At 65.0% G+C, this 23769-nt stretch carries 23 protein-coding genes; 14 read left to right on the top strand and 9 right to left on the bottom strand.

Annotated elements, in window-relative coordinates; translation table 11 throughout:
* Position 1: 1 nt before the first annotated feature.
* Positions 2 to 1531 carry an ATP-binding protein gene (locus AC1RMD_RS13720; RefSeq protein ID WP_492927165.1) on the bottom strand — a complete coding sequence of 510 codons (1530 nt, stop codon included), beginning with the start codon at positions 1529 to 1531 and terminating at the stop codon, positions 2 to 4.
* 152 nt (positions 1532 to 1683) lie between these two features.
* Between AC1RMD_RS13720 and AC1RMD_RS13715 the strand changes: the two genes are divergently transcribed.
* On the top strand, positions 1684 to 3258 hold the full coding sequence (locus AC1RMD_RS13715) for a cytochrome C (protein ID WP_492927164.1): 1575 nt from the start codon (positions 1684 to 1686) through the stop codon (positions 3256 to 3258).
* A gap of 3 nt (positions 3259 to 3261) precedes the next feature.
* Here the strand turns inward: AC1RMD_RS13715 and egtB are convergent, their stop codons facing one another.
* Together egtB and egtD are read right to left on the bottom strand one after the other, a co-directional pair.
* Positions 3262 to 4515: an ergothioneine biosynthesis protein EgtB gene (gene egtB, locus AC1RMD_RS13710; protein WP_492927163.1), complete on the bottom strand. Its 1254-nt coding sequence runs from the start codon at positions 4513 to 4515 to the stop codon at positions 3262 to 3264.
* Positions 4516 to 4530: 15 nt separating this feature from the next.
* Positions 4531 to 5535 carry an L-histidine N(alpha)-methyltransferase gene (gene egtD, locus AC1RMD_RS13705; RefSeq protein WP_492927162.1) on the bottom strand — a complete coding sequence of 335 codons (1005 nt, stop codon included), beginning with the start codon at positions 5533 to 5535 and terminating at the stop codon, positions 4531 to 4533.
* Between the two features lie 156 nt (positions 5536 to 5691).
* Here egtD and AC1RMD_RS13700 point away from each other — a divergent pair, with 156 nt between their 5' ends.
* From AC1RMD_RS13700 to AC1RMD_RS13675, 6 genes are all read left to right on the top strand, one after another.
* Positions 5692 to 6567: a putative selenate ABC transporter substrate-binding protein gene (locus tag AC1RMD_RS13700; RefSeq protein WP_492927161.1), complete on the top strand. Its 876-nt coding sequence runs from the start codon at positions 5692 to 5694 to the stop codon at positions 6565 to 6567.
* A 3-nt stretch (positions 6568 to 6570) separates the two neighbouring features.
* On the top strand, positions 6571 to 7389 hold the full coding sequence (locus AC1RMD_RS13695; RefSeq protein ID WP_492927160.1) for a phosphonate ABC transporter ATP-binding protein: 819 nt from the start codon (positions 6571 to 6573) through the stop codon (positions 7387 to 7389).
* Positions 7389 to 8216 carry a PhnE/PtxC family ABC transporter permease gene (locus AC1RMD_RS13690; protein WP_492927159.1) on the top strand — a complete coding sequence of 276 codons (828 nt, stop codon included), beginning with the start codon at positions 7389 to 7391 and terminating at the stop codon, positions 8214 to 8216. The genes AC1RMD_RS13695 and AC1RMD_RS13690 overlap by 1 nt, the downstream gene beginning before the upstream one ends.
* Positions 8213 to 9007 carry a phosphonate ABC transporter, permease protein PhnE gene (gene phnE, locus AC1RMD_RS13685; RefSeq protein WP_492927158.1) on the top strand — a complete coding sequence of 265 codons (795 nt, stop codon included), beginning with the start codon at positions 8213 to 8215 and terminating at the stop codon, positions 9005 to 9007. The genes AC1RMD_RS13690 and phnE overlap by 4 nt, the downstream gene beginning before the upstream one ends.
* Before the next feature lie 15 nt (positions 9008 to 9022).
* Positions 9023 to 9718, top strand: a complete 696-nt coding sequence (locus tag AC1RMD_RS13680; protein ID WP_492927157.1) for an ABC transporter ATP-binding protein — start codon at positions 9023 to 9025, stop codon at positions 9716 to 9718.
* A gap of 182 nt (positions 9719 to 9900) precedes the next feature.
* Positions 9901 to 10188, top strand: a complete 288-nt coding sequence (locus tag AC1RMD_RS13675; RefSeq protein ID WP_008447145.1) for a hypothetical protein — start codon at positions 9901 to 9903, stop codon at positions 10186 to 10188.
* Between the two features lie 97 nt (positions 10189 to 10285).
* Here the strand turns inward: AC1RMD_RS13675 and AC1RMD_RS13670 are convergent, their stop codons facing one another.
* Positions 10286 to 10666 (bottom strand): DUF1801 domain-containing protein, encoded by a 381-nt coding sequence (locus AC1RMD_RS13670; protein ID WP_492927156.1) that lies wholly within the window; start codon positions 10664 to 10666, stop codon positions 10286 to 10288.
* Positions 10667 to 10777: 111 nt separating this feature from the next.
* Positions 10778 to 12112 (bottom strand): hypothetical protein, encoded by a 1335-nt coding sequence (locus AC1RMD_RS13665; protein WP_492927155.1) that lies wholly within the window; start codon positions 12110 to 12112, stop codon positions 10778 to 10780.
* 134 nt (positions 12113 to 12246) lie between these two features.
* Here AC1RMD_RS13665 and AC1RMD_RS13660 point away from each other — a divergent pair, with 134 nt between their 5' ends.
* Genes AC1RMD_RS13660 through AC1RMD_RS13650 form a run of 3 tightly spaced genes read left to right on the top strand, consistent with a single transcriptional unit; the run spans position 12247 to position 15831 of the window.
* Positions 12247 to 13782: a DUF1800 domain-containing protein gene (locus AC1RMD_RS13660; protein WP_492927154.1), complete on the top strand. Its 1536-nt coding sequence runs from the start codon at positions 12247 to 12249 to the stop codon at positions 13780 to 13782.
* Positions 13783 to 13794: 12 nt separating this feature from the next.
* Positions 13795 to 14994 (top strand): DUF1501 domain-containing protein, encoded by a 1200-nt coding sequence (locus AC1RMD_RS13655; RefSeq protein ID WP_492927153.1) that lies wholly within the window; start codon positions 13795 to 13797, stop codon positions 14992 to 14994.
* Positions 14995 to 15042: 48 nt separating this feature from the next.
* A complete protein-coding gene (locus tag AC1RMD_RS13650; protein WP_492927152.1) occupies positions 15043 to 15831 on the top strand; it encodes a hypothetical protein in 789 nt (262 codons plus the stop codon).
* Here the strand turns inward: AC1RMD_RS13650 and AC1RMD_RS13645 are convergent, their stop codons facing one another.
* On the bottom strand, positions 15832 to 16407 hold the full coding sequence (locus tag AC1RMD_RS13645) for a TetR/AcrR family transcriptional regulator (RefSeq protein ID WP_492927151.1): 576 nt from the start codon (positions 16405 to 16407) through the stop codon (positions 15832 to 15834).
* A gap of 19 nt (positions 16408 to 16426) precedes the next feature.
* Positions 16427 to 16894 carry a nuclear transport factor 2 family protein gene (locus AC1RMD_RS13640; RefSeq protein ID WP_492927150.1) on the bottom strand — a complete coding sequence of 156 codons (468 nt, stop codon included), beginning with the start codon at positions 16892 to 16894 and terminating at the stop codon, positions 16427 to 16429.
* 325 nt (positions 16895 to 17219) lie between these two features.
* On the opposite strand from AC1RMD_RS13640, the gene AC1RMD_RS13635 reads away from it, so the two are divergent.
* The 3 genes from AC1RMD_RS13635 (at position 17220) to AC1RMD_RS13625 (ending at position 20240) form a co-directional block, all read left to right on the top strand.
* Complete coding sequence (locus AC1RMD_RS13635; protein ID WP_492927149.1) at positions 17220 to 17645, top strand: hypothetical protein; 426 nt, start codon at positions 17220 to 17222, stop codon at positions 17643 to 17645.
* 68 nt (positions 17646 to 17713) lie between these two features.
* Positions 17714 to 19177, top strand: a complete 1464-nt coding sequence (locus tag AC1RMD_RS13630) for a radical SAM protein (RefSeq protein ID WP_492927148.1) — start codon at positions 17714 to 17716, stop codon at positions 19175 to 19177.
* Between the two features lie 82 nt (positions 19178 to 19259).
* Entirely contained in the window at positions 19260 to 20240 is a 981-nt protein-coding gene (locus AC1RMD_RS13625; protein WP_492927147.1) for a PEP-CTERM sorting domain-containing protein, read from the top strand.
* Positions 20241 to 20250: 10 nt separating this feature from the next.
* Here the strand turns inward: AC1RMD_RS13625 and AC1RMD_RS13620 are convergent, their stop codons facing one another.
* A complete protein-coding gene (locus AC1RMD_RS13620) occupies positions 20251 to 20508 on the bottom strand; it encodes an ArsR family transcriptional regulator (RefSeq protein WP_492927146.1) in 258 nt (85 codons plus the stop codon).
* A gap of 72 nt (positions 20509 to 20580) precedes the next feature.
* Here AC1RMD_RS13620 and AC1RMD_RS13615 point away from each other — a divergent pair, with 72 nt between their 5' ends.
* Positions 20581 to 22902, top strand: coding sequence for an FdhF/YdeP family oxidoreductase (locus AC1RMD_RS13615; protein ID WP_492927145.1), 2322 nt, complete (start codon positions 20581 to 20583; stop codon positions 22900 to 22902).
* Here AC1RMD_RS13615 and fdhD read toward each other — a convergent pair whose 3' ends face one another.
* The gene (gene fdhD, locus AC1RMD_RS13610) at positions 22903 to 23721 is read right to left on the bottom strand and encodes a formate dehydrogenase accessory sulfurtransferase FdhD (RefSeq protein WP_492927144.1); all 819 of its coding nucleotides are present in this window, start codon (positions 23719 to 23721) and stop codon (positions 22903 to 22905) included. It lies immediately after the preceding gene.
* Positions 23722 to 23769 lie beyond the last annotated feature (48 nt).

Genomic DNA, 23769 nt, shown 5'->3' with positions numbered 1-23769 from the left:
CCTATGTTTTCAACGGCAGGCGCACCAGCATCTTGACGCCTCCCAGCACCGACGGCGCGGCGTCTATGCTGCCGCCATGCGCTTCCACCAGCGCTTTACAGATCGCCAGTCCCAGCCCGCTGCCGCCGCGCTCGCGCGTGCGAGCGCCGTCCACGCGGTACAGGCGCTCGAAGATGCTCCCCAGGACGGCGGACGGCACGCCCGGCGCGCTATCTTCCACCACGACTTCGGCATAGCCGCCGGCGCAGCTCAGCGCGACCACGATCTGGCCGCCGCTGTCGGTGTAGCGCAGGCTGTTTTCCAGCAGGTTGGTGAACACCTGCTGCAAGCGGCCGGCATCGCCTTGCAGCACCACCGGCGCGGACGGCAGGCTCCAGCTCAGATCCAGGCCGCGCGCCTGCGCGCGCGGCTGGTAGCGCTCCAGCGTGGGCCGCAGCAGTTCGCCGAGGTTCAGTTCATGCCAGTGGTAGTGCAGGTCGCCGGCATCGGCCATGGTCAGCTGGTGCAGGTCGTCGACCAGTTTATTCAGGCGCAGCACCTCGGCATGCAGCGATTGCAGCGCGTTGGCGTCGGCCTTGCGGATGCCGTCCAGCAGTGCCTCGATCTCGCCGCGTATCACCGTCAGCGGCGTGCGCAGTTCGTGCGACACGTCGGCCAGCATCTTGCGGCGCTGACGCTCGCTGTCTTCCAGCGCCTCGGCCATGGCGTTGACGTGCAGCGCCAGTTCCGCCACCTCGTCGCGCGACAGCAAGGGCGCGCGGGCGCTCAACTCGCCCAGCGCCAGCCGCGCCGTGACGTCGCGCAGCGCGGCCACGGGCCGCAGCAGATGACGGGCAAGCCAGATCGCCGCCAACACGGCAAGGCCGATCAATCCGGCGGACAGCAGCAGGATCGATTGCAGTTGCTCGCGCAGGAAGATGGTGGCGCTGGCGTCGACTCCGCCCGTCTCGCGCAGCGGCATCAGGCGCATGTGGCCGACCACCACGCCATCGACCTTGATGGCGCGCTCGGCGCCGACCTGGATGTCCGGAGGGCCGATGAGCCTATGGCCCTGGGCATCGGTGATGGAGAGCCGTTGTGCGAAGTCCATCGGGTCGTTGCGGCGCGGCGGCGGGTCGGCCTCGGGCGGCGGCCCGCGGCGCGCCGGCCTGGCTGGGTCGCCAAACTCGCCCCGCTCGCCTTCATGTTCCGGCGCGGGGCCGCCTCGCGGCGGCGGTGGCGGCCGGCCTTCGCGACGCGGACGGCGCGCGTCGCCATCGGGCTCGAAGACCTGGCTGCGCGGGGTGATCCTGTTGAGCAGTTCGCCGAGCGCGCGCGGCTTCCCGCTCAGCCAATCGAAGTTACCCTCGGTCCGATAACGGTCCTCCAGCAGCTCGCGCAACTGGTCGAAGTCCTGCACCTGAAGATCGTTGAGATAGGCGACGAAGCCGCGCTTGAGGTTACTGCTGGCGACCCACGCCATCGTGCCCACGCACAGGATGACGATAGCGATGACCGCCAGCGCGATCTTGCGGGCGATGGTCAACCGCATGGCTGGCTCCTTGGCTTCATGCCTTCATCATAACCGCCAAATGTGGAGAAATTATGAGCTACTGGCAAAAACGCGACACGGCGCCGGTCTTCATTTTTTCTACACAATTTGGCGTCAATCTCGCACCGTCATCACACCAGACGGAGAACACCATGTATCAACGCGCGCTTTACCTGACACCGGCCATCGCCGCCGCCCTGCTGGCCGCATGCGGCGGCAGCGATCCGACGGCGGACACCGCCACCAGCGCCACCGCCCGCGTGCTGCAAGGCGGCGCACCGGCCGCCACGACGCTGGCGGCGATCACCGTACAAGCGGCAGCGGTGCAGGCAGCCCCGCCACCCGTCGTGCTGGCGCCGGTGCCGAACGATGAAGGCGCCTCCCTCAGCTTCAGCACCGTGGGCGCGGTGGACACCGCCAATCCCTTCTTCAAACCGTTCGGCAACGGCCGCTCCTGCGCCACCTGCCACCAGCCCGACAACGGCTGGAGCATCGGCCCGGACAAGCTGGCCGCCCGCTTCGCCAACAGCAACGGCACCGATCCGGTATTCCGCCTGGTGGACGGCGCCGTCTCGCCGCTGGCCGCCACCGCCACGCTGGACCAGAAGCGCGTCGCCTACAGCATGCTGCTGACCAAAGGCCTGATCCGCGTCGGCTTGCCGATGCCGGCCGGCGCCGAATTCTCGCTGGTCAAAACCGAGGACCCCTACAACTACGCCAGCGCCAAGGAGCTGTCGCTGTTCCGCCGCCCGCTGCCCACCACCAACCTCAAATTCAACAGCAGCGTGATGTGGGACAGCCGCGAAACCGCCAGCGATCCCGCCTCCACCCTGTGCCTGAAGGACGCGCGTCCCGCCCAGTGCTTCGCCACCCTCGACGCCGGCCTGCTCCACCAGGCCAACAGCGCGGTGCGCGGCCACGCCGAAGCGGCGCAGGACCTGACCGCCGCCGAGCAGCGCGCCATCGTCGATTTCGAGAAAACGCTGTTCACCACCCAGGTCAGCTCCATCGAAGCCGGCAGCCTGACCGATACCGGCGCGCTGGGCGGCCCGGCGCGGCTGGCCGCCAGCGCCTTCTACTTCGGCATCAACGACCTTGAATCCGGCGACTACCAGACCGGCGCGTCCTTCAACCGCAACGTGATGGCGATCTTCGGCGCCTGGCGCAACCTGGACCGCCCGGCCCCGCCACCGCCACCGGCGCGCGGCCGCCCCGCTCCACCGCCGCCGGCCGCACCAAGCCCGCAGAACCTGGCGCGCGCCTCGATCGCGCGCGGCGAGCAAATCTTCAACAACAAGCCGTTCAACATCAGCGGCGTGGCCGGCTTCAACGACGAGCTGCGGCGCCCCCTGCAGCGCGGCTCTTGCGCCAGTTGCCATGACACGCCCAACTCCGGCACGCACTCGGTGGTCCGCATGTTCAACACCGGCGTATCGGACGGCGCGCGCCGCACGGCGGACATGCCGCTCTACACGCTGCGCAACAACGTCAGCGGCGAAACGGTCGCCACCACCGATCCGGGTGCCGCCATGCTGACGGGTAAATGGAAGGATATAGGCCGGGTCAAAGTACCCAGCCTGCGCGGCATCGAATCGCGCTCGCCCTACTTCCACGACGGCTCGGTGCATACCATCGAAGACATCGTGACCTTCTACGACAAGCGTTTCAACATCGGCTTCACCGCGCGGGAGGCGGCCGACCTGGCGGCCTTCATGAAAGCGCTGTAAAGCTTACGGCGCCAGGCGCGCCAGCCGGATGCCGGTGAACTGCCAGCGGGCGCCGGCAGGGAAGAAATTACGGTAGCTGGCGCGCGCGTGGCCGTCCGGCGTGGCGCAGGACGAACCGCGCAACACGTACTGGTTCAGCATGAACTTGCCGTTGTATTCGCCCAGCGCGCCGGGCGCGCTCTGGAAACCGGGATAGGCGGCGTAGCTGCTGCTGGTCCACTGCCAGCAGTGGCCGAACATTTGCAGCAGGCCGTCGTCATCGGCGGCGCCCGCAGGATGCAGGGTCCCGGTTTCCACCTCCGCCTGCGCGGCGGCGAATTCCCATTCCGCCTCGGTCGGCAGGCGGGCGCCGGCCCAATGGGCATAAGCATCCGCTTCAAACAACGACAGATGCGTCACAGGCCGCGACAGGTCCAGCGGCTGTGCGCCGTGCAGCGTGAATTCGCGCCACCGGCCCTGCTCGTCCTGCTGCCAGTACATCGGGGCATTCAGGCTCTGGCCGCGCACCCAATCCCAACCCTCCGCCAGCCACAGCGCCGCGTTGAAGTAGCCACCGGCGGCGACGAACTCCAGATACTCGCCATTCGTCACCAGCCGCGACGCCAGCTCGAACGGCGCCACATACTGCTTGTGGCGCGGCAGCTCGTTGTCGAAGCAAAAACCGCTACCGTGATGGCCGATGTCCGTCAGTCCGCCCGCGAACGGCAGCCAGGCCATCGCCGGCGCGGCCTTGGCCGGCGCCAGCGGCAGGTCCATATACTCCGGCAGCAGCGCGCTTTGCGCCAGCAGGTGCTTGATGTCGGTGAGCAGCAACTCCTGGTGCTGCTGCTCGTGCTCCAGTCCCAGCGTGACCAGCTTCGTCAGCTGCGCGCGCTGTTCCGCATCGAGTTCGCCTGCCAGCAGGCGGGCCACGCGGGCATCGACGTCGGCGCGGTAAGCGCGTACCTGCGCCATCGCCGGGCGCGTCAACAGGCCGCGCTGCGCGCGCGGATGCTTCTCGCCGATGCCGTTGTAGTAGGAATTGAACAGCACCCGGAACGCCGGATGGAACGGCGCGAACCCAGCCTCCATGCGCTCCAGGATGAAGGTCTCGAAGAACCAGGTGGTATGCGCCAGGTGCCATTTGACCGGACTGGCGTCCGGCATCGACTGCGCGCCGCAATCCTCGTCGGTCAGCGGCTCGGCCAGCGCCAGCGAACGGCGGCGCACCTTGTCATAGCGGGCGTGGAGGTCTTGCTGCGGCGGGCGCATGTCCATAGGCGTGATCGGCTTTCAGATAGGGGCAACCCGGGCGTGGATGACGGCGAACCAGTTCGACGCATCGGTCCAGACAGCGGCCGTCTCGAAGCCGGCGCGCTCCAGCAAGCTGACGAAGGACTGCCGCGTGTACTTGTAGCTGTCCTCGGTGTGGATGCGCTCACCGCGCGCGAAATGGCGTTCGCCATCGGCCCAGCGCGCGGTCAGCGCGGCGCGCGCTTCCAGGTGCATTTCGATGCGGCTGTCGGCCTCGTTGAAGAAGGCGCGGTGCTGCCACTGGGCGACATCGAAGTCGGCGCCGATCAAATGATTCAGATGGCGCAGCATGTTCAGGTTGAAGGCCGCGGTGACGCCCAGCGCATCGTCGTAGGCCGCGTCCAGCACGGCGCTGTCCTTGATCAGGTCCACGCCGATCAGCAGGCCGCCGTCCGCGCCCGCGTTGGCGCGCAGGCCGCGCAGGAAGCCGACCGCCTGCTCCGGCGAGAAATTGCCGATCGACGAACCGGGATAGAAGAACAGGCGGCGGCCTGGCCGCACGCTGTCCGGCAGCGCGAAGCCGTGGGAGAAGTCCAGCCCCAGCGCCGTCATCTCGATAGCGGGAAAGCGCTGCTGCAAGCGGCTCACCGCCTCGGTGAGAAAATCGCGCGAGATATCGACCGGCACATACTGCGCCGGTTGCAGCAGCGGGAACAGGCTGGCGGCCTTGGCGCAATTGCCGGCACCCAGGTCGATCAACGTGGCGCCGGTGCCGATCGCGTCCGCCATGTCGGCGCCGTGCCCGGCGAAGATGCCGGCCTCGGTGCGGGTCGGATAATACTCGGGCAGCTCGCAGATGGCCTCGAACAGCTTGGAGCCGAGGCCGTCGTACAGGTATTTGGGCGAAATGTGCGGCCGTGCGGCCAGCAAACCGGCGCCGATCTCGGCCACCACCCCGGCACTGCCGTGCACCCGTTGCTGCGGCGGCGTGTTGCTTGCATCGGTCGAAACAACACGGATCGCCGAGGAGCGGGACATCTGCATAGTTGCTCTGCCTTTAAAGGAGGTCATCCCATTCGCGGATAACATTTTTGTTATGATAGCCGAATATCCATTTTGCAGCGCCGGGCCGACAAAACTGTGCGGCCCTTCACATTCGTCGCAATCGAAGCACAAATCTTACAAAAAAGGCACACGACCATGACATTCTCCGCCATGCGCACGATCAAATCCCTGTTTGCCGCCGGCCTGATGCTGGCAGCGGCCCACTCCCAGGCGCAATCGGCCGACCACGTGTTCCGCGTGTCCGCCATCCCGGACGAAGCGCCGACCGAGTTGCAGCGCAAGTTCAAGCCGCTGGGCGAGTACATCGAGAAGAAAATCGGCATGAAGGTTGAATTTACGCCCGTGACCGACTACGCCGCTTCGGTCGAAGCGCTGATCAATAAAAAGGTCGACATGGTCTGGTTCGGCGGCTTCACCTTCGTGCAAGCCAAGGACCGCAGCAAGAACCAGATCACGCCGCTGGTGCAGCGCGCCGAGGACGAGAAATTCAAGTCGGTCTTCATCACCACCAACAAGGACATCAACAAGCTGGAAGACCTGAAGGGCCGCACGCTGAGCTTCGGTTCCGAGTCGTCGACCTCGGGCCACCTGATGCCGCGCTCCTTCCTGCTGGCGGCCAAGATCAACCCGGACACCGACCTGAAACGCATCGCCTTCTCCGGCGCGCATGACGCCACCGTGGCTGCCGTTGCTGGCGGCAAGGTCGATGCCGGCGCGCTGAACATCTCGGTCTGGGAAAAACTGATCGCCGAGAAGAAGGTCGATCCGGCCGTGGTGCGCGTGTTCTACACCACGCCAGGCTACTACGACTACAACTGGAGCGTGCGCACCGACATGAACGCCGACCTGAAGAAAAAGCTGACCGATGCCTTCCTGGCGCTGGATCCGAAGAACCCGCAGGACAAGGTCATCATGGACCTGCAGCGCGCCTCCAAGTTCATCCCGACCAAGGCCGAGAACTACATCGCGATCGAAGCCGCGGCACAAAACGCGGGCCTGCTGAAGAAGTAATCGATGTCCACTTACCACTTGCAGAACCTGACGGTGCGCCATCTCGGCGCATCGCAGGCGGCCGCACTGCATGCGATCTCGTTGACGATACAACAGGGCGAGCAACTGGCCCTGATCGGCCCGTCCGGCGCCGGCAAGACCACCTTGCTGGCGACGCTGGCCTGCGCCCACCAGCCGGCTGAAGGCGGCTTCCAGGCCTTCGGCGTCGATCCGTGGGCGCTGGGGCACGCCGAGCGCCACCGCCTGCGCGCGCAGCTGTTCCTGGCGCCGCAAACCCCGCCGCTACCGCCGCGCCAGCGGGTGGTGACGGCGGTGCTGGCCGCGCGCCTGCCGCAATGGAGCTTGTGGCGCGCACTGGTCTCGCTGGTCAAGCCGGCCGACCCGGAAGCGGCGTGGCAGGCGCTGTCGCGCTTCAACCTGGGCGACAAACTGTATTCCCGCGTCGACCGCCTGTCCGGCGGCGAACGCCAACGCTGCGGCCTGGCGCGCCTGCTGCTGTCGCCGGCCAAGGCGCTGCTGGTGGACGAGCCGCTGTCCGCGCTCGACCCGGTGCTGTCCGAGCTGACGCTGTCCACGCTGCGCGATGAAGCCAAGGCGCGCAACGCCACGCTGATTTGCAGCCTGCACCAGGTCGACCTGGCGCTGAGCCACTTCCCGCGCATCGTCGGCCTGCGCAACGGCCGCATCGAATTCGACCTGCCGCGCGCCCAGGTCACCCCTGAAATGATCGCCGCGCTGTACCAGGGCGAGCAGCCCGCCGCCAGCCCCCGGCCGCTGGACCAGGCCATGGCCGTCAAGCTCGGCGTCGGCGCCTGTCTGTAATGGCGACGTTGAACGCCCATCCCGATCCGGCCTGGCGCGGCCGCGTCGTCGCCACCGCCGTCTGCCTGCTGATCCTGTGGCCGACGCTGGTGGTCACCGAATTCAAGCCATGGGCGCTGTTCGACTGGCAGAGCCTCAGTTCCACCGGCCGCTTCCTGGCCGACTTCCTGGTGCCGGCGCACGGCGCCGAATTCCTCACCATGCTGCTGGAGCAGACCTGGCTGACCATCGCCATCGCCACCTCCGGCCTGGCGCTGGCCCTGCTGGGCGCCATTCCCGCCGCGCTGATCATCAGCGAACAGCTGTCGATCTCGCGCCTGGGCACCGGCCGCATGCGGCCGCTGGCGCGCATCGTGCGGCAGGCGGTGCGCTGGACGCTGGTGCTGCTGCGCAGCGTGCCGGAGCTGGTGTGGGCGCTGCTGTTCGTGCGCATCATCGGCCTCGGGCCGACGGCCGGCGTGCTGGCCATCGCCCTCACCTACTGCGGCATGCTGGGCAAGGTTTACGCCGAGATCCTCGAATCGTCCGACGCCCATGCCAGCGACACGCTGCTGGCCAACGGCGGCGGGCGGCTGGCGGCGCTGCTGTACGGCGCGCTGCCGGAAGCGGCGTCGGAACTGATGTCCTACACCGTCTACCGCTGGGAATGCGCGATCCGCGGCTCGGTGGTGATGGGCTTTGTCGGCGCCGGCGGCCTCGGTCAGCGCATGGACGAATCGATGAAAATGCTGGCCGGCGCTGAAGTGTCTTCGATGCTGCTGGTGTTCGTGCTGCTGGTGGCGCTGGCCGACCAGTTCTCCAAGATCCTGCGCAGGCGCCTCGGATGAACCCTTCCATGATGCCCAAGCCGCCGCGCCGCGACTGGACCGTGCTGGCCATGCTGGCGATGGTGGCGCTGCTGGTGCTCGCCAGCTTCGCCTCGCTGCCGCTGAGGTGGCGCGAGTTCTTCACGCTGGAAGCGGTCAACAGCACCTTGGAGCTGCTGGCCGGCTTCGCGCCGCCCGACCTGTCCGCGCCTTTCCTGATCAAGACCGGCTGGGCCGCCATCGAGACCATGGCCATGTCCGCCCTCGGCACGCTGCTGGCGGTGCTGGCCGGCCTGGCGTTTTCGCTGTCCGCGTCCGGCCGCTTCGGCCGCCCGGCGCGCGCCTTGATGCGAGGCCTGCTCAACGTGCTGCGCTCCATCCCCGAACTGGTGTGGGCCTCGATCCTGCTGATCGCCTGCGGCCTGGGGCCGTTCGGCGGCACGCTGGCGCTGGCCGCCCACACCGCCGGCGTGCTGGGTCGCCTGTTCGCCGATTCTCTGGAAAACGCCGCGCCGCTGCCGGAGCAAAGCCTGCGCACCAACGGCGCCTCCGCCGGCGCGGCCTTCTTCTACGCCACGCTGCCGCAAACACTGCCGCAGATGCTGTCCTACACGCTGTACCGCTGGGAGAACAACATCCGCGCCGCCGCCATCCTCGGCGTGGTCGGCGCCGGCGGCCTGGGGCAGATGCTCAAGTACCACCTGTCGCTGTTCCAGATGCAGCAAGCGGCCACGGTCATCGTCGCCATGCTGCTGCTGGTCGCCCTGGTCGACGGCATCAGCTTCGCGCTGCGCCGCGTCCTCACCCGCTAACCCGATAAAAACTCCATGCTCGAACTGCGCAACCTCTCCAAGTCCTATGCCAGCGGCCGTCCGGTGCTGTCCAACCTGTCCTGGAACTTCAAGGCCGGCGAATTCGTCTCCATCATGGGCGACTCCGGCGTCGGCAAATCGACGCTGCTGAACCTGATCGCCGGCCTCGATACGCCGGATGTGGGCCCAAACCCCGTGCCGGGCGACTCGCCCATCATCGTCGACGGCGTGCCGATGTCCGGCCTGGACGACGACGCCGCCACCAGGCTGCGGCGCGCGCGCATGGGCTTCATCTTCCAGGCCTTCCACGTGCTGCCGCACCTGACGCTGCTGCAAAACGTCGCCCTGCCGCTGCTGTTGAACGGCCTGCCGACCGAGCGCGCGGCGGAAATGCTGGAGGCGGTGGGCCTGGGTGGCCGCGGCGACGACTTCCCGCATCAACTGTCCGGCGGCGAAATGCAGCGGGTGGCGATCGCCCGCGCGCTGGTGCACCGTCCGGCGCTGGTGCTGGCCGACGAACCGACCGGTAATCTCGATCCGGATACCGCCCACAGCATCCTGACCCTGCTCCGGCGCGAAATCAAAGCCACCGGCGCGTGCGCGATCATGGTCACCCATTCGCAGGCGGCGGCCAAAATGACAGACAAAACCCTACAACTTTCAAAAACAGGCATACAAGAAACAACAATCGTCAACTCGTTTAAGCAATAAACAAGATAATTTTTTTATCAAACCCTCCCATTCTGATCCGCGCGTAGTATTATTGAAATTAACTTGCATGGTTATCAAGAATGTTGAGTTGCGTACCACATTCAGACCAAAAAAGTGTGGACGCTGGCCTTGCCGGGAAACGTTAATATTTTTTTCACGTTTTGAGCAAAGGAGGAGCAATCATGAACGTACGGCAAAAAAAGCTGGAACTGATCGAAGCCATGAACCGCGCTCGGGCACTGGAACCATCCAGTTTTGTTCCGAACAAGCTTCTTGATACTTTGATCGAAAAAATGAACCTGAAAAACGACGCGGAACTTTGCCGAGTTTTGGAGGTGCAGCCACCCATCATCAGCAAGATCCGACACCGGAAATTGGCCGTCGGGGCTACCATCCTGCTGCGTATGCATGAAAAGTCAGATATCAGCATACGGGAATTGAAGGATCTGTCGACCGCGTCTATGCATTGAGCAGCCCAGCTGATCTTGCCATGCCAGGCGCCGGCATGCGGTATCCGGCGCCCTCTAATGCGCACTGCGTACAGCCCAAACCCCGCTGAACGCCGCATTATCCCTTACGGTAACGCCTTACCCTACACACTGGTTCCCAGTCCCTGTCCGCCTCTTTAGCACTTCTCATACTTCCAGTTGCCTGCCTTGCCTTCGGCGATCCACTCGACAGCCTGTTCACGCCAGCGCGCTTCATCGCCTTCTTGATGTAAGCCGTCAGGACCTTCATGGACGGCAGGTCCTTGACCGTTTCGATACGGCCGAACTGCCCCATCGCTTCGCGGTTGGTTTCATCGGCCATCAGCAGCTCGCCCTTCCAGAAGCCCAGCGCGCAGTGGGCCTTGAAGGCCGACATCCCGCACATCATGCCCTTGTACATAAAGTGCGGGAAGCACCACTTCATCGTCTCTTCGACGTCGGGGCAGGCCTCGTGCACCACGGCGCGCAGATGCTTGAGGATGGGTGCGCAAATTCGGAGGACTTGGCGATGTAGGCGTCGACGCGCGGATCGATGGTGGGCATGATGATGCCCGGCTGGTTGTTGTTTGCGTCAATATACCAAATACTCCGGATGGCGCTTGGCCATTTCGCTTTCCAGCTGGTTGACGAAGGTGAAGTTCGGCAGCGTCGGCGCGATGCGGCGGCCGATGTCCCAACTGCGCCACGCGGCGGGCATATCGAAGCGCATGATCATCAGGTCGCCCAAGTCCTTCCAGGCGCCGCCCAGCACCGGATTGGCCTCCAGCACGTCGGCAAACAGCTGGCGGGATTCATTGAACTGCCCCAGCCTGGCGCGGTTGTTGGCTTCGAAGAGCTTCAGGATATAGGCCTTGCGCGGCGCCTGGCCGCGCAAGGCGGACAAGGTCCTCACCGCCGCTGCGTACTCCTCCTGCCTGGTGACCTTGGTGGCACTGAAGGCCAGGCTGACCGGGACGCTGGCGCGGATCTGCTCCAGCTGCGCAGGCGAGAAGGCAAGCATCGGCGCACCGGTGGCCAGCGTGCATTCCACGCGGCCAAGCATCGTATCGAGCAGTTGGTCTTCGCGATAAGCGGACTCGGTGTCGCACGGATGTTCGGCGCGCAGCACATCCAGTTGTTCCGGCGTCTGTGCCGCCATGCGGTCGAGCAGTGCATCCAGCGCGCCTTGCGCCGGCGCGGCCTGGCGGCGCGCATAAGCTTGCAGCGTGAAGGCGGGCGGCGATGCGCCCTGCACCTTCTCCGCCGCCACGCGGACCGTCACGGCGGCGAGCGACGTATTGGTGGTGAAAGTCAGGCTGTCGGGAATAACGCCGCCTTCGGCCAACTTGGCCAGCACCTGCGGATGGATCGACTGCGTGTAGCGCAACAGCTGCGCGAAGTGGGCCGCATCGCGCGCGCCGGTCCGGGCGCCATGCTTGCTCCATGTCGCCAGCTGACTGCCTTCGCTGGAGAACCGCAGCGCGTCGCCGCTGGCGCCGGCGTCGATGACGGTGGCGCTGTCCTCGGCCAGCGACAGTTCCTGCTCAAGGTCCACCTTGCGAACAGGCGTGACGGCGGGGTTTATCTTGGCCATCGCGGCGTTCAGGCCGGCGCGGTTGCGCATCTCGAAGACCCGGAAGCCTAGGGTATCGTACAGCGAGTAATCGACGTAGGTTTTGTCCGTGTCGTTCAGCACCACGCGCCGCCGGTTCTTGAAATCGTATATCGTCGTCGCGTTATCGGATTTGACCGCGATGTAATCGTCGGCCAGCGTGACGAACGACGTGGTCTTGCTGTCAGGCGGCAGCTGGGTCGCGGACGTCGACGGTTCGAAATGCACGGACGTCGTGACTTGCAGCGTGACGGCAGCCTCGCAGCTCGCGCCAACGGCCAACGCCAACGCGGCCAACAATTGAATGCGCTTCATGGATACCCGCCCGGTGGCGTTAAAAAAATCCATGCTAGATGGGCCGACGATTTTAGACAACGCTTACTCATTACATGTTTTGTAACATTTTGTTGCGCGCGCCGCCCGCCGCCCGCGCGAACTATACTCAGCTCATGAGACATTCATCGCTCCCCCTGGCCGTCTGCGGCGCCCTGCTGATGCTGGCCGGCTGCGCCACGACCGGCAACGGCGGCGGTCCATCCGCCGTCAAGCCCGAGCAGTTGAGCGAAGCGCTGAACCGCGTCAGCTGGGGCGTCAACCTGAGCACCTACCAGCAGGCTGAAAAACTCGGCTACGACACCTGGCTGGAGCAGCAGCTGCACCCCGCCGCCGCGCGCTTGCCGGCCGCAGCGCAGGCGCAGATCGACGCCATGACGATCACCCGCAAACCGCTGGCGCAGCTGAACCAGGAGCTGGACCAGCAACGCAAGGACGCCGACCAGATCGCCAACGACGACCTGAAGAAAGCCGCGCAGCAGGCCTACCAGCAGGAATTGAACCGCATCGCCAGGGAAGCGGCCACCCGTTCGCTGCTGCGCGACCTGTACTCGCCCAACCAGTTGCAGGAGCAGATGACGTGGTTCTGGATGAACCACTTCAACGTCCACCAGGGCAAGAGCAACCTGCGCCTGCTGGTCGGCGACTACGAGGACACGGCGGTGCGCGCCCACGCGCTGGGCAAGTTCCGCGACCTGCTGGGGGCCACGCTGCGCCATCCGGCCATGATTCGCTACCTGGACAACGAGCAGAACGCCGTCGGCCGCCTCAACGAAAACCACGCGCGCGAGCTGATGGAGCTGCACACGCTGGGCGTGGACGGCGGCTACAGCCAGCGCGACGTGCAGGAGCTGGCGCGCATCCTGACCGGCGTCGGCGTCAACCTCGGCACCAACGCGCCGAACGTAAAGAAGGAACTGCAAGCGCAGTATGTGCGGCAAGGGCTGTTTGAATTCAACCCGAACCGCCACGACTACGGCAACAAGGAATTCCTCGGCCAAACGGTGAAGGGACGCGGCCTGGCAGAAGTGGATGAAGCGCTCGACCGCCTGAGCCGCCACCCCGCCACCGCGCATTTCGTCAGCCGCAAGCTGGCGCTCTACTTCGTCGCCGACGAAGCGCCGCCGGCGCTGGTGGAGCGGATGTCGGCCAGCTTCCTGTCCACCGACGGCGACATCGCCGCCGTGCTGCGCACCATGTTCACGTCGGCCGAATTCGCGCAGTCGCTGGGCCGCAAATTCAAGGATCCCGCCCATTACGTGGTGTCCGCCGTGCGCCTGGCCTACGACGACAAGGTGGTCCTCAACACCGGGCCGATGCTGTACTGGCTCACGCGCATGGCCGAACCGCTGTACGGCCGCCAGACGCCGGACGGCTACCAGCTCACCCAATCCGGCTGGGCCAGTCCCGGCCAGATGAGCACCCGCTTCGAGATCGCCAAGGCCATCGGTTCCGGCAGCGCGGGCCTGTTCAAGACCGACGGCCCGCAGGCGCAGGAACGCGCCGCCTTCCCGCAACTGGCCAACGCGCTGTACTACCAGTCGCTGCAAAAAACCATCGGCCCTGCGACCCGCCAAGTGCTGGAGCAGGCCGCCTCGCCGCAGGAGTGGAACACCTTCCTGCTATCGTCCCCGGAACTGATGCACCGCTGAGGAACCCGCACGATGAAACGCCGCACCCTGCTCAAATCCCTGTCCGCATTGGCGCTGCCGACGATGGCCGGCAAGCTGTGGGCCGCCCCGGCCGGCAAGACCCGGCTGCTGTTCGTCTTCATGCGCGGCGGCTATGACGCCAGCAGCCTGCTGGTGCCCGTCTCCAGCCAGTACTACTACCAGGTGCGGCCCAACATCGCGATACCCAAGCCCGGCGCGGACCTCAATTCCGCGCTGCCTGTCGACAGCGACTGGGGCCTGCACCCCGCCCTGCGCGACAGCATCTACCCGCTGTTCACCGCCGGCCAGGCGGCGTTCGTGCCGTTCGCCGGCACCGAGGACATCTCGCGCAGCCACTTCGAAACCCAGGACAGCATCGAGCTTGGCCAGGCGTTGGACCGCACGCGCGACTACCGCTCCGGCTTCCTGAACCGGCTGGCGCAGACGCTGACCGCAGATCGTGCAGCCCCCGGCGCCGGCGCCATCTCTTTCACCGACCAGCTGCCGCTGATCATGCAGGGTGGCGTGCAGTTGCCCAACATGGCGCTGCGTTCCATCGCCAAGCCCTCGGTCGACGCGCGCCAGGCCAGGCTGATCTCCGCCATGTACGACGGCAACGCGCTATCGCAGCAGGTGCGCGACGGCTTCGCCGTGCGCGAGGACGTGATGAAGGAAATGATCGGCGAGATGGACGCGGCCAACCGCAACGCCATCACCGCCAAGGGCTTCGAGCTGGAAGCACGCCGTATCGCCAAGCTGATGAAGGACAAATACAACATCGGCTTCGTCGACGTCGGCGGCTGGGACACCCACGTCGGCCAGGGCGGCGCCACCGGCTACCTGGCCGGGCGGCTGGACGAACTGGGACGCGGCCTGGCCGGCTTCGCGCAGGAGATGGGCCCGGACTGGAAGGACACGGTGGTGATCGTCGTCAGTGAATTCGGCCGCACCTTCCGCGAGAACGGCAACCGCGGCACCGACCACGGACACGGCACCGTCTACTGGGTGCTGGGCGGCGGCATCCAGGGCGGCAAGGTGCGCGGCGAGCAAGTGCGGCTGGAGCAAGCCACGCTGTTCCAGAACCGCGACTACCCGGTGCTCAACGAATACCGCGCCATGTTCGGCGGCCTGCTGTCGCGCATGTACGGCCTCAATGCCGCGCAGGTCGAACGTATTTTCGGCGCCAAAGGCCGCGATATCGGGCTGGTCTGAGCGTAACGCCGTCATGTAGAATGAACCCACCCGCCGGTGGAGATCGACATGACTCGCCTTGCCGTTTCAGCGCTCGCTTTAACTTTTCTGCCATGTTGCCAGGCAGGTGCCGTCACGCTGCACCTGTGCACCATGGAATCGGGCAATCCCCCCTTCATCACGGTCGCCGCCACCGGCACGGTCGACCAGTTAATACGCCAGGCCGCACAGGAAGTCGGCATCGCCATCGAATACCACGTGGCGCCCTTGACGCGCTGCCGCGAAGAAGTACGCAACAACGTCGCCGATGGTTTTCCCTACACGCCCCATTCGCCGTCGCTGGCCCCGGTCTTTGTCTACCCGATGCGCGGCGCCGCCATCGACGCGGCGCGCGCCGTCAGCAACGGCCGTTCGATGGTGTTTCGCCGCATCGGCAGCAAGACGGAATGGGATGGCCAGCGCTTCGCGCAGCTGACCACACCGGTGCTGGTCCCTTTCGGCATGGTGATGCTGCAGGACCGGCTGAAAGAGCTGGAGATCAGCATGGACAACAGCGGCAAGACCATGGAAGCCAACTTCGTCAAGATGCTGGCAGGCCGCGGCGACATCGCGGTCGGCACCGAATACCATGGCCGCGAGCTGCTGGCCTTGCCGCAGTACGCCGGCAAGATCGAGGAACTGCCACTGCCCTTGACCGACGCGCCCTACTTCCTCGCCACCTCGCGCCATTTCTACAAGTCCAACCCGCAGTTGATGGAAAAGCTGTGGGACGCCATCGGCCGCATCCGCCGCACGCCGGCTTTCCAGGCCACGCAACGCAAGGCACTGGCGGAACTGGCGAAAAGCCAGAAGAAGTAGCTAGCGGACTGTAACAGCTGAATCGGCCAGGCGCCGCTGCAAGCGCTCCAGCGTGCGCATGAACAGTTCCGGCTCGGCGGCGGCGCGCGCCAGCACCAGCGCGCCCTGGATGCCGCCGACGGTGTCCTCGGCCAGCGCCAGCGCGCTGTCGGCGTCGCGGCCGGCGCGCTCCAGCGCATCGGCCAGCGCCGCCACCCACTCGGCAAAGTAGCCCTGCACCTTGAGGGTGAAACGGTCGCGCTCATGGCCCAGCGCGAACACGCCCACCAGGCACACCTTGCGACCCGACTCGAAGTAATGGCCGACCGCGACGAACATCCGCGCTATCCCCTGCGCCGCGTCGTCGGCGCCGCGCAGCGGCTGGAACACCTGGTCGCGGAACCAGCCGTCGATCTCGGCCAGCACGGCGTCCGCCATCTCGTCTTTCCCGCCGGGGAAAAAATTATACATGCTCCCCTTGCCCAGCTTGGTGCCTTCGGAAATCCGCGACAGGCTGGCGCCCTCGAATCCGTAAGTCCGGAACACTTCCGCCAGCAGCGGGATCACGTCGCCGCGTTCGACCATCGTTCTTGCCATAGCTACTTTCTTAAAACATTCAAAATCCGAACTCGCTCAAGCCCGGATGATCGGCCGGACGCGGGCCGTTCAGGTCCCAATGGAACTTGCGGTCGGCCGCCGCGATCGGCGCTTCGTTGATGCTGGCCAGGCGGTGGCGCATCAAGCCGTCCTCGGCGAATTCCCAGTTCTCGTTGCCGTAGGCGCGATACCACTGGCCGGAGTCGTCATGGTATTCGTAGGCGAAGCGAACTGCAATGCGGTTGCCCTCGAATGCCCACAATTCCTTGATCAGCCGGTACTCAAGTTCGCGCGTCCATTTGCGCGACAGCAGGCCGACGATGGCGGCGCGGCCGGTGACGAATTCGGCGCGGTTGCGCCAGCGGCAATCCTCGGTGTAGGCCAGCGAGACCTTTTCCGGGTTGCGGGTGTTCCAGCCGTCTTCGGCCAGGCGGACCTTCAGGATCGCGGTTTCACGGGTGAACGGCGGGAGGGGTGGTCGTGTCATGTCAAACCTTTCAATTGAATTGTACCAATCGGTACAAACCAGAGTCTAGTCCGTGTTTCGTGCCGACGCAAGGGGATTTGCAGCTTCCTCATGGATAAGCGGGAGCAGTGGCTTACATGTCAAATTCATATTATTTACATGTCAATTGCGAGGAACGACGGGAAATTCCCAGGTATTGGGCGGTTTATCGGCCCAAAACGCCTGGCATGGCGCTTGCGAAGTAGTGGAGGTAGAGCGATGGCTTCCCGCGTCGTTCCTACCCAGCAGCAGTCCACCTTAGCCAGAGCCGCCATCGTGCGCTCAACACAATTGAAAGAGACAAATCATGACCTCGAACGCCCTCACCTTATCCGCCGACGAACAGCAAACTCTGGATGCCTTGCTGACGCCGTTTGTTGACTCGAAAGCAGTGTCGTTGCCCGACTGCGCAGACTATGCAAAATACCGTCCGATCTTGCTGATCGCACTGCCGCTGGTCGGCAAGATTCCTTTTGTTGGCAGCAAAATTAAAGCTGCGCTGACCTTCCTCATGTCGCTCGCGGATGGTGTGTGCAACATCTCCTCCGTCGCCGCCGCGGGACAAGGCGTGGTGATCGAAAAGGTCGGCCAAAATCAACTGCGACTCACGTTGCCGGAAGGTAGCTTCATCGGCAACACCGTCACCGAGTCCGATCTGTACTTTGCGTTGAACCGCAACTTGACGCGTAGCGGTCCGGCGCCAATTGGCGACTGCAACGGCGTTAACTTCTAAGGCCAAGTAACAGCCCAGCCATGCGCTGCCCGCGCATGGCATTCATATCCGTGTTCCAAGGAGGCGTCATGCATATTGAAATTTCGCGCTATACCCTAACCGTCGCGCACGGGTCTACGTCCTTTTTCTTCAATACGCTATCGGGAGCATCCATTGCGCTCGATCCGGCGGAACGCGAAGCATTCGATGTCATCCTGGCCGAGATAGCCGCATCCGGGACTGTGCGGCCGGAACAACTACGCGTGGCCAATTTCCTGCTCGACAATGGCTTCGTGGTACCAGTGGGCACCGATGAACTCGCAATGGCGCTCAAGAAATACGACCAGGGCCGTTCTGAATCAGCAACCATGGCGCTGACCATCACCACCACGATGGAGTGCAATATGGGGTGCTACTATTGCTTCGAAGACCGAAACAGCACTGAGAAGCTGCGCACCACGGATATCGATGCCATTGCCCGTTTCGTCGCCGACCGCCTCCCCGAGCATGGCCATCTTCATGTCACCTGGTTTGGTGGCGAACCGCTCCTGATGAAAGACTTCGTGCTGGAAGTATCGCGCGTGCTGATGCAACTAACGGAAAGTCGACAGGCACGTTATTCCGCCGGCATCGTGTCCAACGGCTATCAGCTGGATCCGGCAACGATACGGGCGCTGTGCGACCATCGGGTGGAAAGTATCCAGGTGACGCTGGACGGACAGCAGCAGCAGCACGACACCGTCAGAAGGCATTTACCGCCTGCGGTCCTGCCGTCGGCAGCAACAGCGAGGCCGGTAATCGTCCTGCGCAATGCCCAGGCGCCAAAGGCGAGCCGTCTCGGCTCTTACGACAGAATTGTGCAGAACATTTTGCATGCGTCGGAGGCCATGCGCGTGATCGTGCGCATCAATGTCAGCCGTCGCAATGCATCGTCGATCAAACAACTGATCGACGACCTCGCATCGCTTGGACTCGCGGACAAACTGGACTCCATTTACCTTGCGCCGATATTTAACTTCAAGGTCACCGATGCCAAGAAAAACTATCAGCCTGTCGAGACGGTGCACTTCAGTCCACGCGACTTTGCCGAACTCGAAGCGGAGCTGCTGGAATATGCGGCGGCACAAGGTTTCACCTTACGTGACTGGGCAAATTCATCGTTTGCCGGCTGCATTGCGGTGAGCAAGAATGGATTTGTGATCGACAGCAACGGCGAGATCAAGAAGTGCGACCACGAGCTGGGCGTAGCCGGCACTGCCGTGGCGTCGCTGCGCGACCCGGCGCTGTTCAATCGCAATCACCAGCGCCTGTGGGACGACTATCGACCCGAATCCAACCCCGGCTGCGACACATGCGCCTTGCTACCGGTGTGTTATTCGAATTGCCCACACAAGAATATGCTGCCGTCTTCCTCGCAGGCGAACAAATGCCCATCCCAAAAGTTCAACTGGGAGCGCACGCTGCCATTGCTGCTTGCTCAGCGCAACAAGGGAGTCGAGCTCTCCGCCGCTGGACAACAAACTGTCGCCGCGCAAATCGCTCCGACATGCTGAATCGCATCTTCATTTCTTGTCGCGGGCTGGTCACAAAACAGCATTATCATAACAATAAGTAAATTTGATAATGGAGCATGACATGCGTATCCCTCCCCTGCTGGTGGCGTTGCTGGCCGCAGCGGCAATAGCCCCGGCCCACGCCGCCGATGCCTGGAAGCTGGTCGGCGTCGACAACTTTTATATGCACACGCCCACGCCCAACTCCTTCACCGGCCTGTATCGCAGCCAAGGCATGGCCACCGACGGCAAGCAGTGGTTCTTTTCCTGGCAGTACGGCCTGGAGCGCGCCAACGACAACTTCGACTCCTTGCAGCGCAACTCCTCGTTCACGCTGAGCGGCGGCCTGTCGCCCGGCATCCCGACCGCGCTGACGGCGCAGGGATTGAACCACATCGGCGACATCGACTATCACAACGGCATCATCTACGCTGCGCTCGATTCCACCGCCGGCTACACCAAGCCGCACGTGGCGCTGTTCAACGCCGCGGACCTGAGCTACACCGGCAAGACCTATGAGCTGGGCGGCACGCCCGCCAACCCGAACAAGGACCTGGCCAGCTGGGTCGCGGTGGACGCCAAGCGCGGCTTCGGCTACGGCAAGGAATGGCAGAACGGGAACACCATCAACGTCTACAAGCTGAGCGACTGGAGCTTCAGCCATACGCTCACGCTGTCCGCGTCGCTGGGCCGCGTGCAAGGCGCCAAGGTGGTCGGCGACTGGCTGTACATGGCCTCGGACAACGACACCCAATCGATCTATCGCAGCAACCTGCTGACCGGCGCGGTGGAGGAAGTGCTGCGTTTGCCGCAGCCGCTGGGCGACCTGGAAATGGAAGGACTGGCGCTGCGCGAAGGCGCCAACGGCGCGCTCGATATGTATATCGAACAGGTGGTCGACCCGGACCGCAGCGGCCAGTCGCTGACCAATCCCAACCTGCACCTGGCGCTGTACCACTACCAGCTGGCGCCGGTGCCGGAACCGGCCACGTATGCGATGCTGCTGGCGGGCGTGGGCCTGCTGGCCACGCGCCGCCGCCAGCGCCAGCACCGCAGCGCCTAGGCCAACCGGTTCAGGCGAACAGCTCCCGGCCCAGCTGCCGGCCGCTCTCGGTCAGCAGCACGGCGCCGGCGACGCCGCCCTCTTCCAGCCGCAACTCGACCCAGCCGGCATCGACCAGCATGGTCAGTTGGCGCCGCAGCACGGACATCGGCCGCGCCGACTGCTTGCTCAGTTTTGCCAGCGTACATGGCTTGTCCGGCCACTCCGCGTTGCTGCGCCACAGCGCTTCCAGCACGCCGACCAGCGCGGCCATGACCTCTTCATCCATACAGCGCACCCGTAAGCTCAAAACCGCAATTCTGCACTATACTCCGCTCAACAAGATCGACTGGAATATGGCATGCAAAAGACGAAACCCGAAGGACGCATCGAACCGTATCGACACGCCGCCGCGGGCTGGGGCGCGTTGAAGCAGGTGGCGATTAATCTGGTGCGCGAAAAGGTCAGCGGCGGCAACTACAAGACCTTGCTCAAGCAAAACCAGCCGGACGGTTTCGACTGTCCCGGTTGCGCCTGGCCGGACCGCGAACATGCGTCCACCTTCGAGTTCTGCGAAAACGGCGTCAAGGCGGTGGCGGCCGAAGCCACCAGCAAGCGCGTGCGTCCCGACTTCTTCGCCGCCCACACCGTGGCCGAGCTGCTCGCCCAGTCCGACTACCAGCTCGAACAGCACGGCCGCCTGACCGATCCGATGGTCTACGACAGCGCCAGCGACAAATACCTGGCGATCGCCTGGGACGACGCCTTCGCGCTGATCGCCCGCCACCTGCGGGCGCTACCCGATCCCAACCAGGCCGCGTTCTACGTGTCCGGCCGCACCGGCAACGAAGCGGCCTTCCTGTTCCAGCTGTTCGTGCGCATGTACGGCACCAACAACTTCCCCGACTGCTCGAATATGTGCCACGAGCCCACCAGCCGCGGCCTGCCTGGCACGGTCGGCGTCGGCAAGGGCACGGTCACGCTGGAGGATTTCGAACACGCCGACACGCTGCTGATCTTCGGCCAGAACCCGGCCACCAACCACCCGCGCATGCTGGGCGAACTGCGCGACTGCGCCAAACGCGGCGCCACCATCGTCTCGATCAACCCGCTGCGCGAGCGCGGCCTGGAACGCTTCACCAGCCCGGCGCACGCGCTGGAGATGCTGACCAATTCCAGCACCAGCATCTGCGGCATGTTCGTGCAACCGAAACTGAGCGGCGACTTCGCGCTGATCAAGGCCGTCGCCAAGCGCCTGGTCGAACGCGACGACGCCGCGCTGGCCGCCGGCCAGGCCTCGTTGCTGGACCGCGAGTTCATCGCCGCCCACACCAGCGGCTACGCAGCCTTCGAACAGGATTTGCGCGCCCAGGACTGGGACCAGCTGCTGGCCGAATCCGGCGTGCCGCGCGCGCAGATCGACGAGCTGACCGAGATCTACATCAAAGGCCAGAAAGTCATCTGCACCTGGGGCATGGGCCTGACCCAGCACAAGGGCGCGGTGGCGACGATCCAGATGCTGTCCAACCTGATGATGATGCGCGGGAACATCGGCCGCCTCGGCGCCGGCCTGTGCCCGGTGCGCGGCCACTCCAACGTGCAGGGCGACCGCACCATGGGCATCGAAGAACAGCCGACCCAGGCCTTCCTCGACCGCTTGCAGCGGGTGTTCGCGTTCGAGCCGCCGCGCGCGCACGGCTACGACACGGTGGCCAGCATCCAGGCCATGCTGGACGGGAAAGTGAAAGTCTTCTTCGGCATGGGCGGCAACTTCGCGATGGCGACGCCGGACACGCCGCTGACCTTGGCCGCCCTGCGCGCCTGCGACCTGACGGTGCACGTGGCCACCAAACTCAATCGCAGCCATCTGGTGCACGGCAAGGACGCGCTGATCCTGCCGACCCTGGGCCGCACCGAGATCGACCTGCAGGCCGGCGTGCCGCAGGGCGTGACGGTGGAGGATTCGATGAGCATGGTCCACATGTCCTACGGCATGAACACGCCGGCCTCCGCCAACCTGCTGTCCGAGACCATGATCGCCGCCCGCATGGCGCACGCCACGCTGGGCAGCGCCAAGCTGGACTGGCTGGGCTACGGCGGCGATTACGCCCGCATCCGCGACGCCATCGAACAGGTCTTCGACGATTTCCACGACTTCAACGCGCGCGTGGCCAAGCCGGGCGGCTTCCATCTGAAGGTGGCCTCGCGCGAGCGCGAATGGCGCACCGCCAGCGGCAAGGCGCAGTTCGTGCCGCACGCGGTCGACACCGACACCCCCATCCACCGCGCCCGCGCGCTGCACGGCGAGCGTTTGATGACGCTGATGACGGCCCGGTCGCACGACCAGTACAACACCACCATCTACGGCATGGACGACCGCTATCGCGGCGTGTTCGGCCTGCGCCGCGTGGTGTTCATCAACCCGGCGGACCTGGCGCTGCTGGGCATGCGCAACGGCCAGTGGGTCGACCTGGTCAGCGTGTGGGACGACGGCGTGGAACGCCGCGCCGACCGCTTCCTGCTGGTGGAATACGACATCCCGCGCGGCTGCCTGGGCTCCTACTTCCCGGAGACCAACGGCCTGGTCCCGCTGCACAGCACCGCCGACGGCGCCGGCACGCCGACCTCGAAATCGATCCCGGTGCTGTTGCAACTATCGGCCGAGCAGTCGTCGGCCGAATAATTACGTATATTCGACGCAGCCGTCGTGGCGGCAAAAACTGACCAGCTTGATGCCCGCCTCGGCGGCGATGTCGATCGCCAGCGTGCTGGGGGCGGAAATGGTCGCCAGCATCGGTATGTGCATGCGCGCCGCCTTGCGCACCAGCTCATAACTGGCGCGGCTGGACATGAACACGAAACCGCGCCGCATGTCCACGCCGTCGCGCGCCAGGTGGCCGATCAGTTTATCGAGCGCGTTGTGGCGGCCGACGTCCTCGCACACCCGCAGTACGGCGCCGTCCGCCGCGCACCAGGCGGCGGCGTGCACGCCGCCGGTGGCGTGCATCAGCTGCTGGTGCGCGCCCAGTTGCGCCGCCGCGCGCGCGATGGCCGGCGACAGCGCATCCGCGTCGTGCAGCGCCGCCGCGGCGATGCGCTCGGGCTGCAGATCGAGCAGCTCCAGGCTCTCGACGCCGCACACGCCGCAACCGCTGCGGCCGGCCAACGAGCGGCGCTGCTGCTTGAGCTGCATGAAATCTTCCTGAGCGATGGTGAGGGCGACCTCGAAGCTGCGCGCGTGTTCCCGCAGTTCGATATCGAAGACGTCGGCGGCCTTGCCGACCAGGCCCTCGGTCAATGCGAAGCCGAGCGCGAACGCTTCCAGCTCGCGCGGCGTGACCATCATGACCGCATGCGAAATGCCATTGACGACCAGCGCCACCGGGAGTTCCTCGGCCACGCGGTCGGTGCTGCGGCTGGCGTCGTGCGCCGCCGGGCCGCGACGGCGCAACACGGACCGCTCCTGCGATCCGGTTCGTTCCGTCCCTGTTTCAAACTTCATCGCCGCCCCGCAGAATAAGCACAACGGCTTATTCTACACGGGGCGGGC

Source organism: Duganella sp. GW822-FHT06D06, from assembly GCF_058799615.1.
The sequence above is the reverse complement of the archived record's forward strand: the minus strand, read 5'-3'. Positions and strand labels throughout refer to the sequence as shown.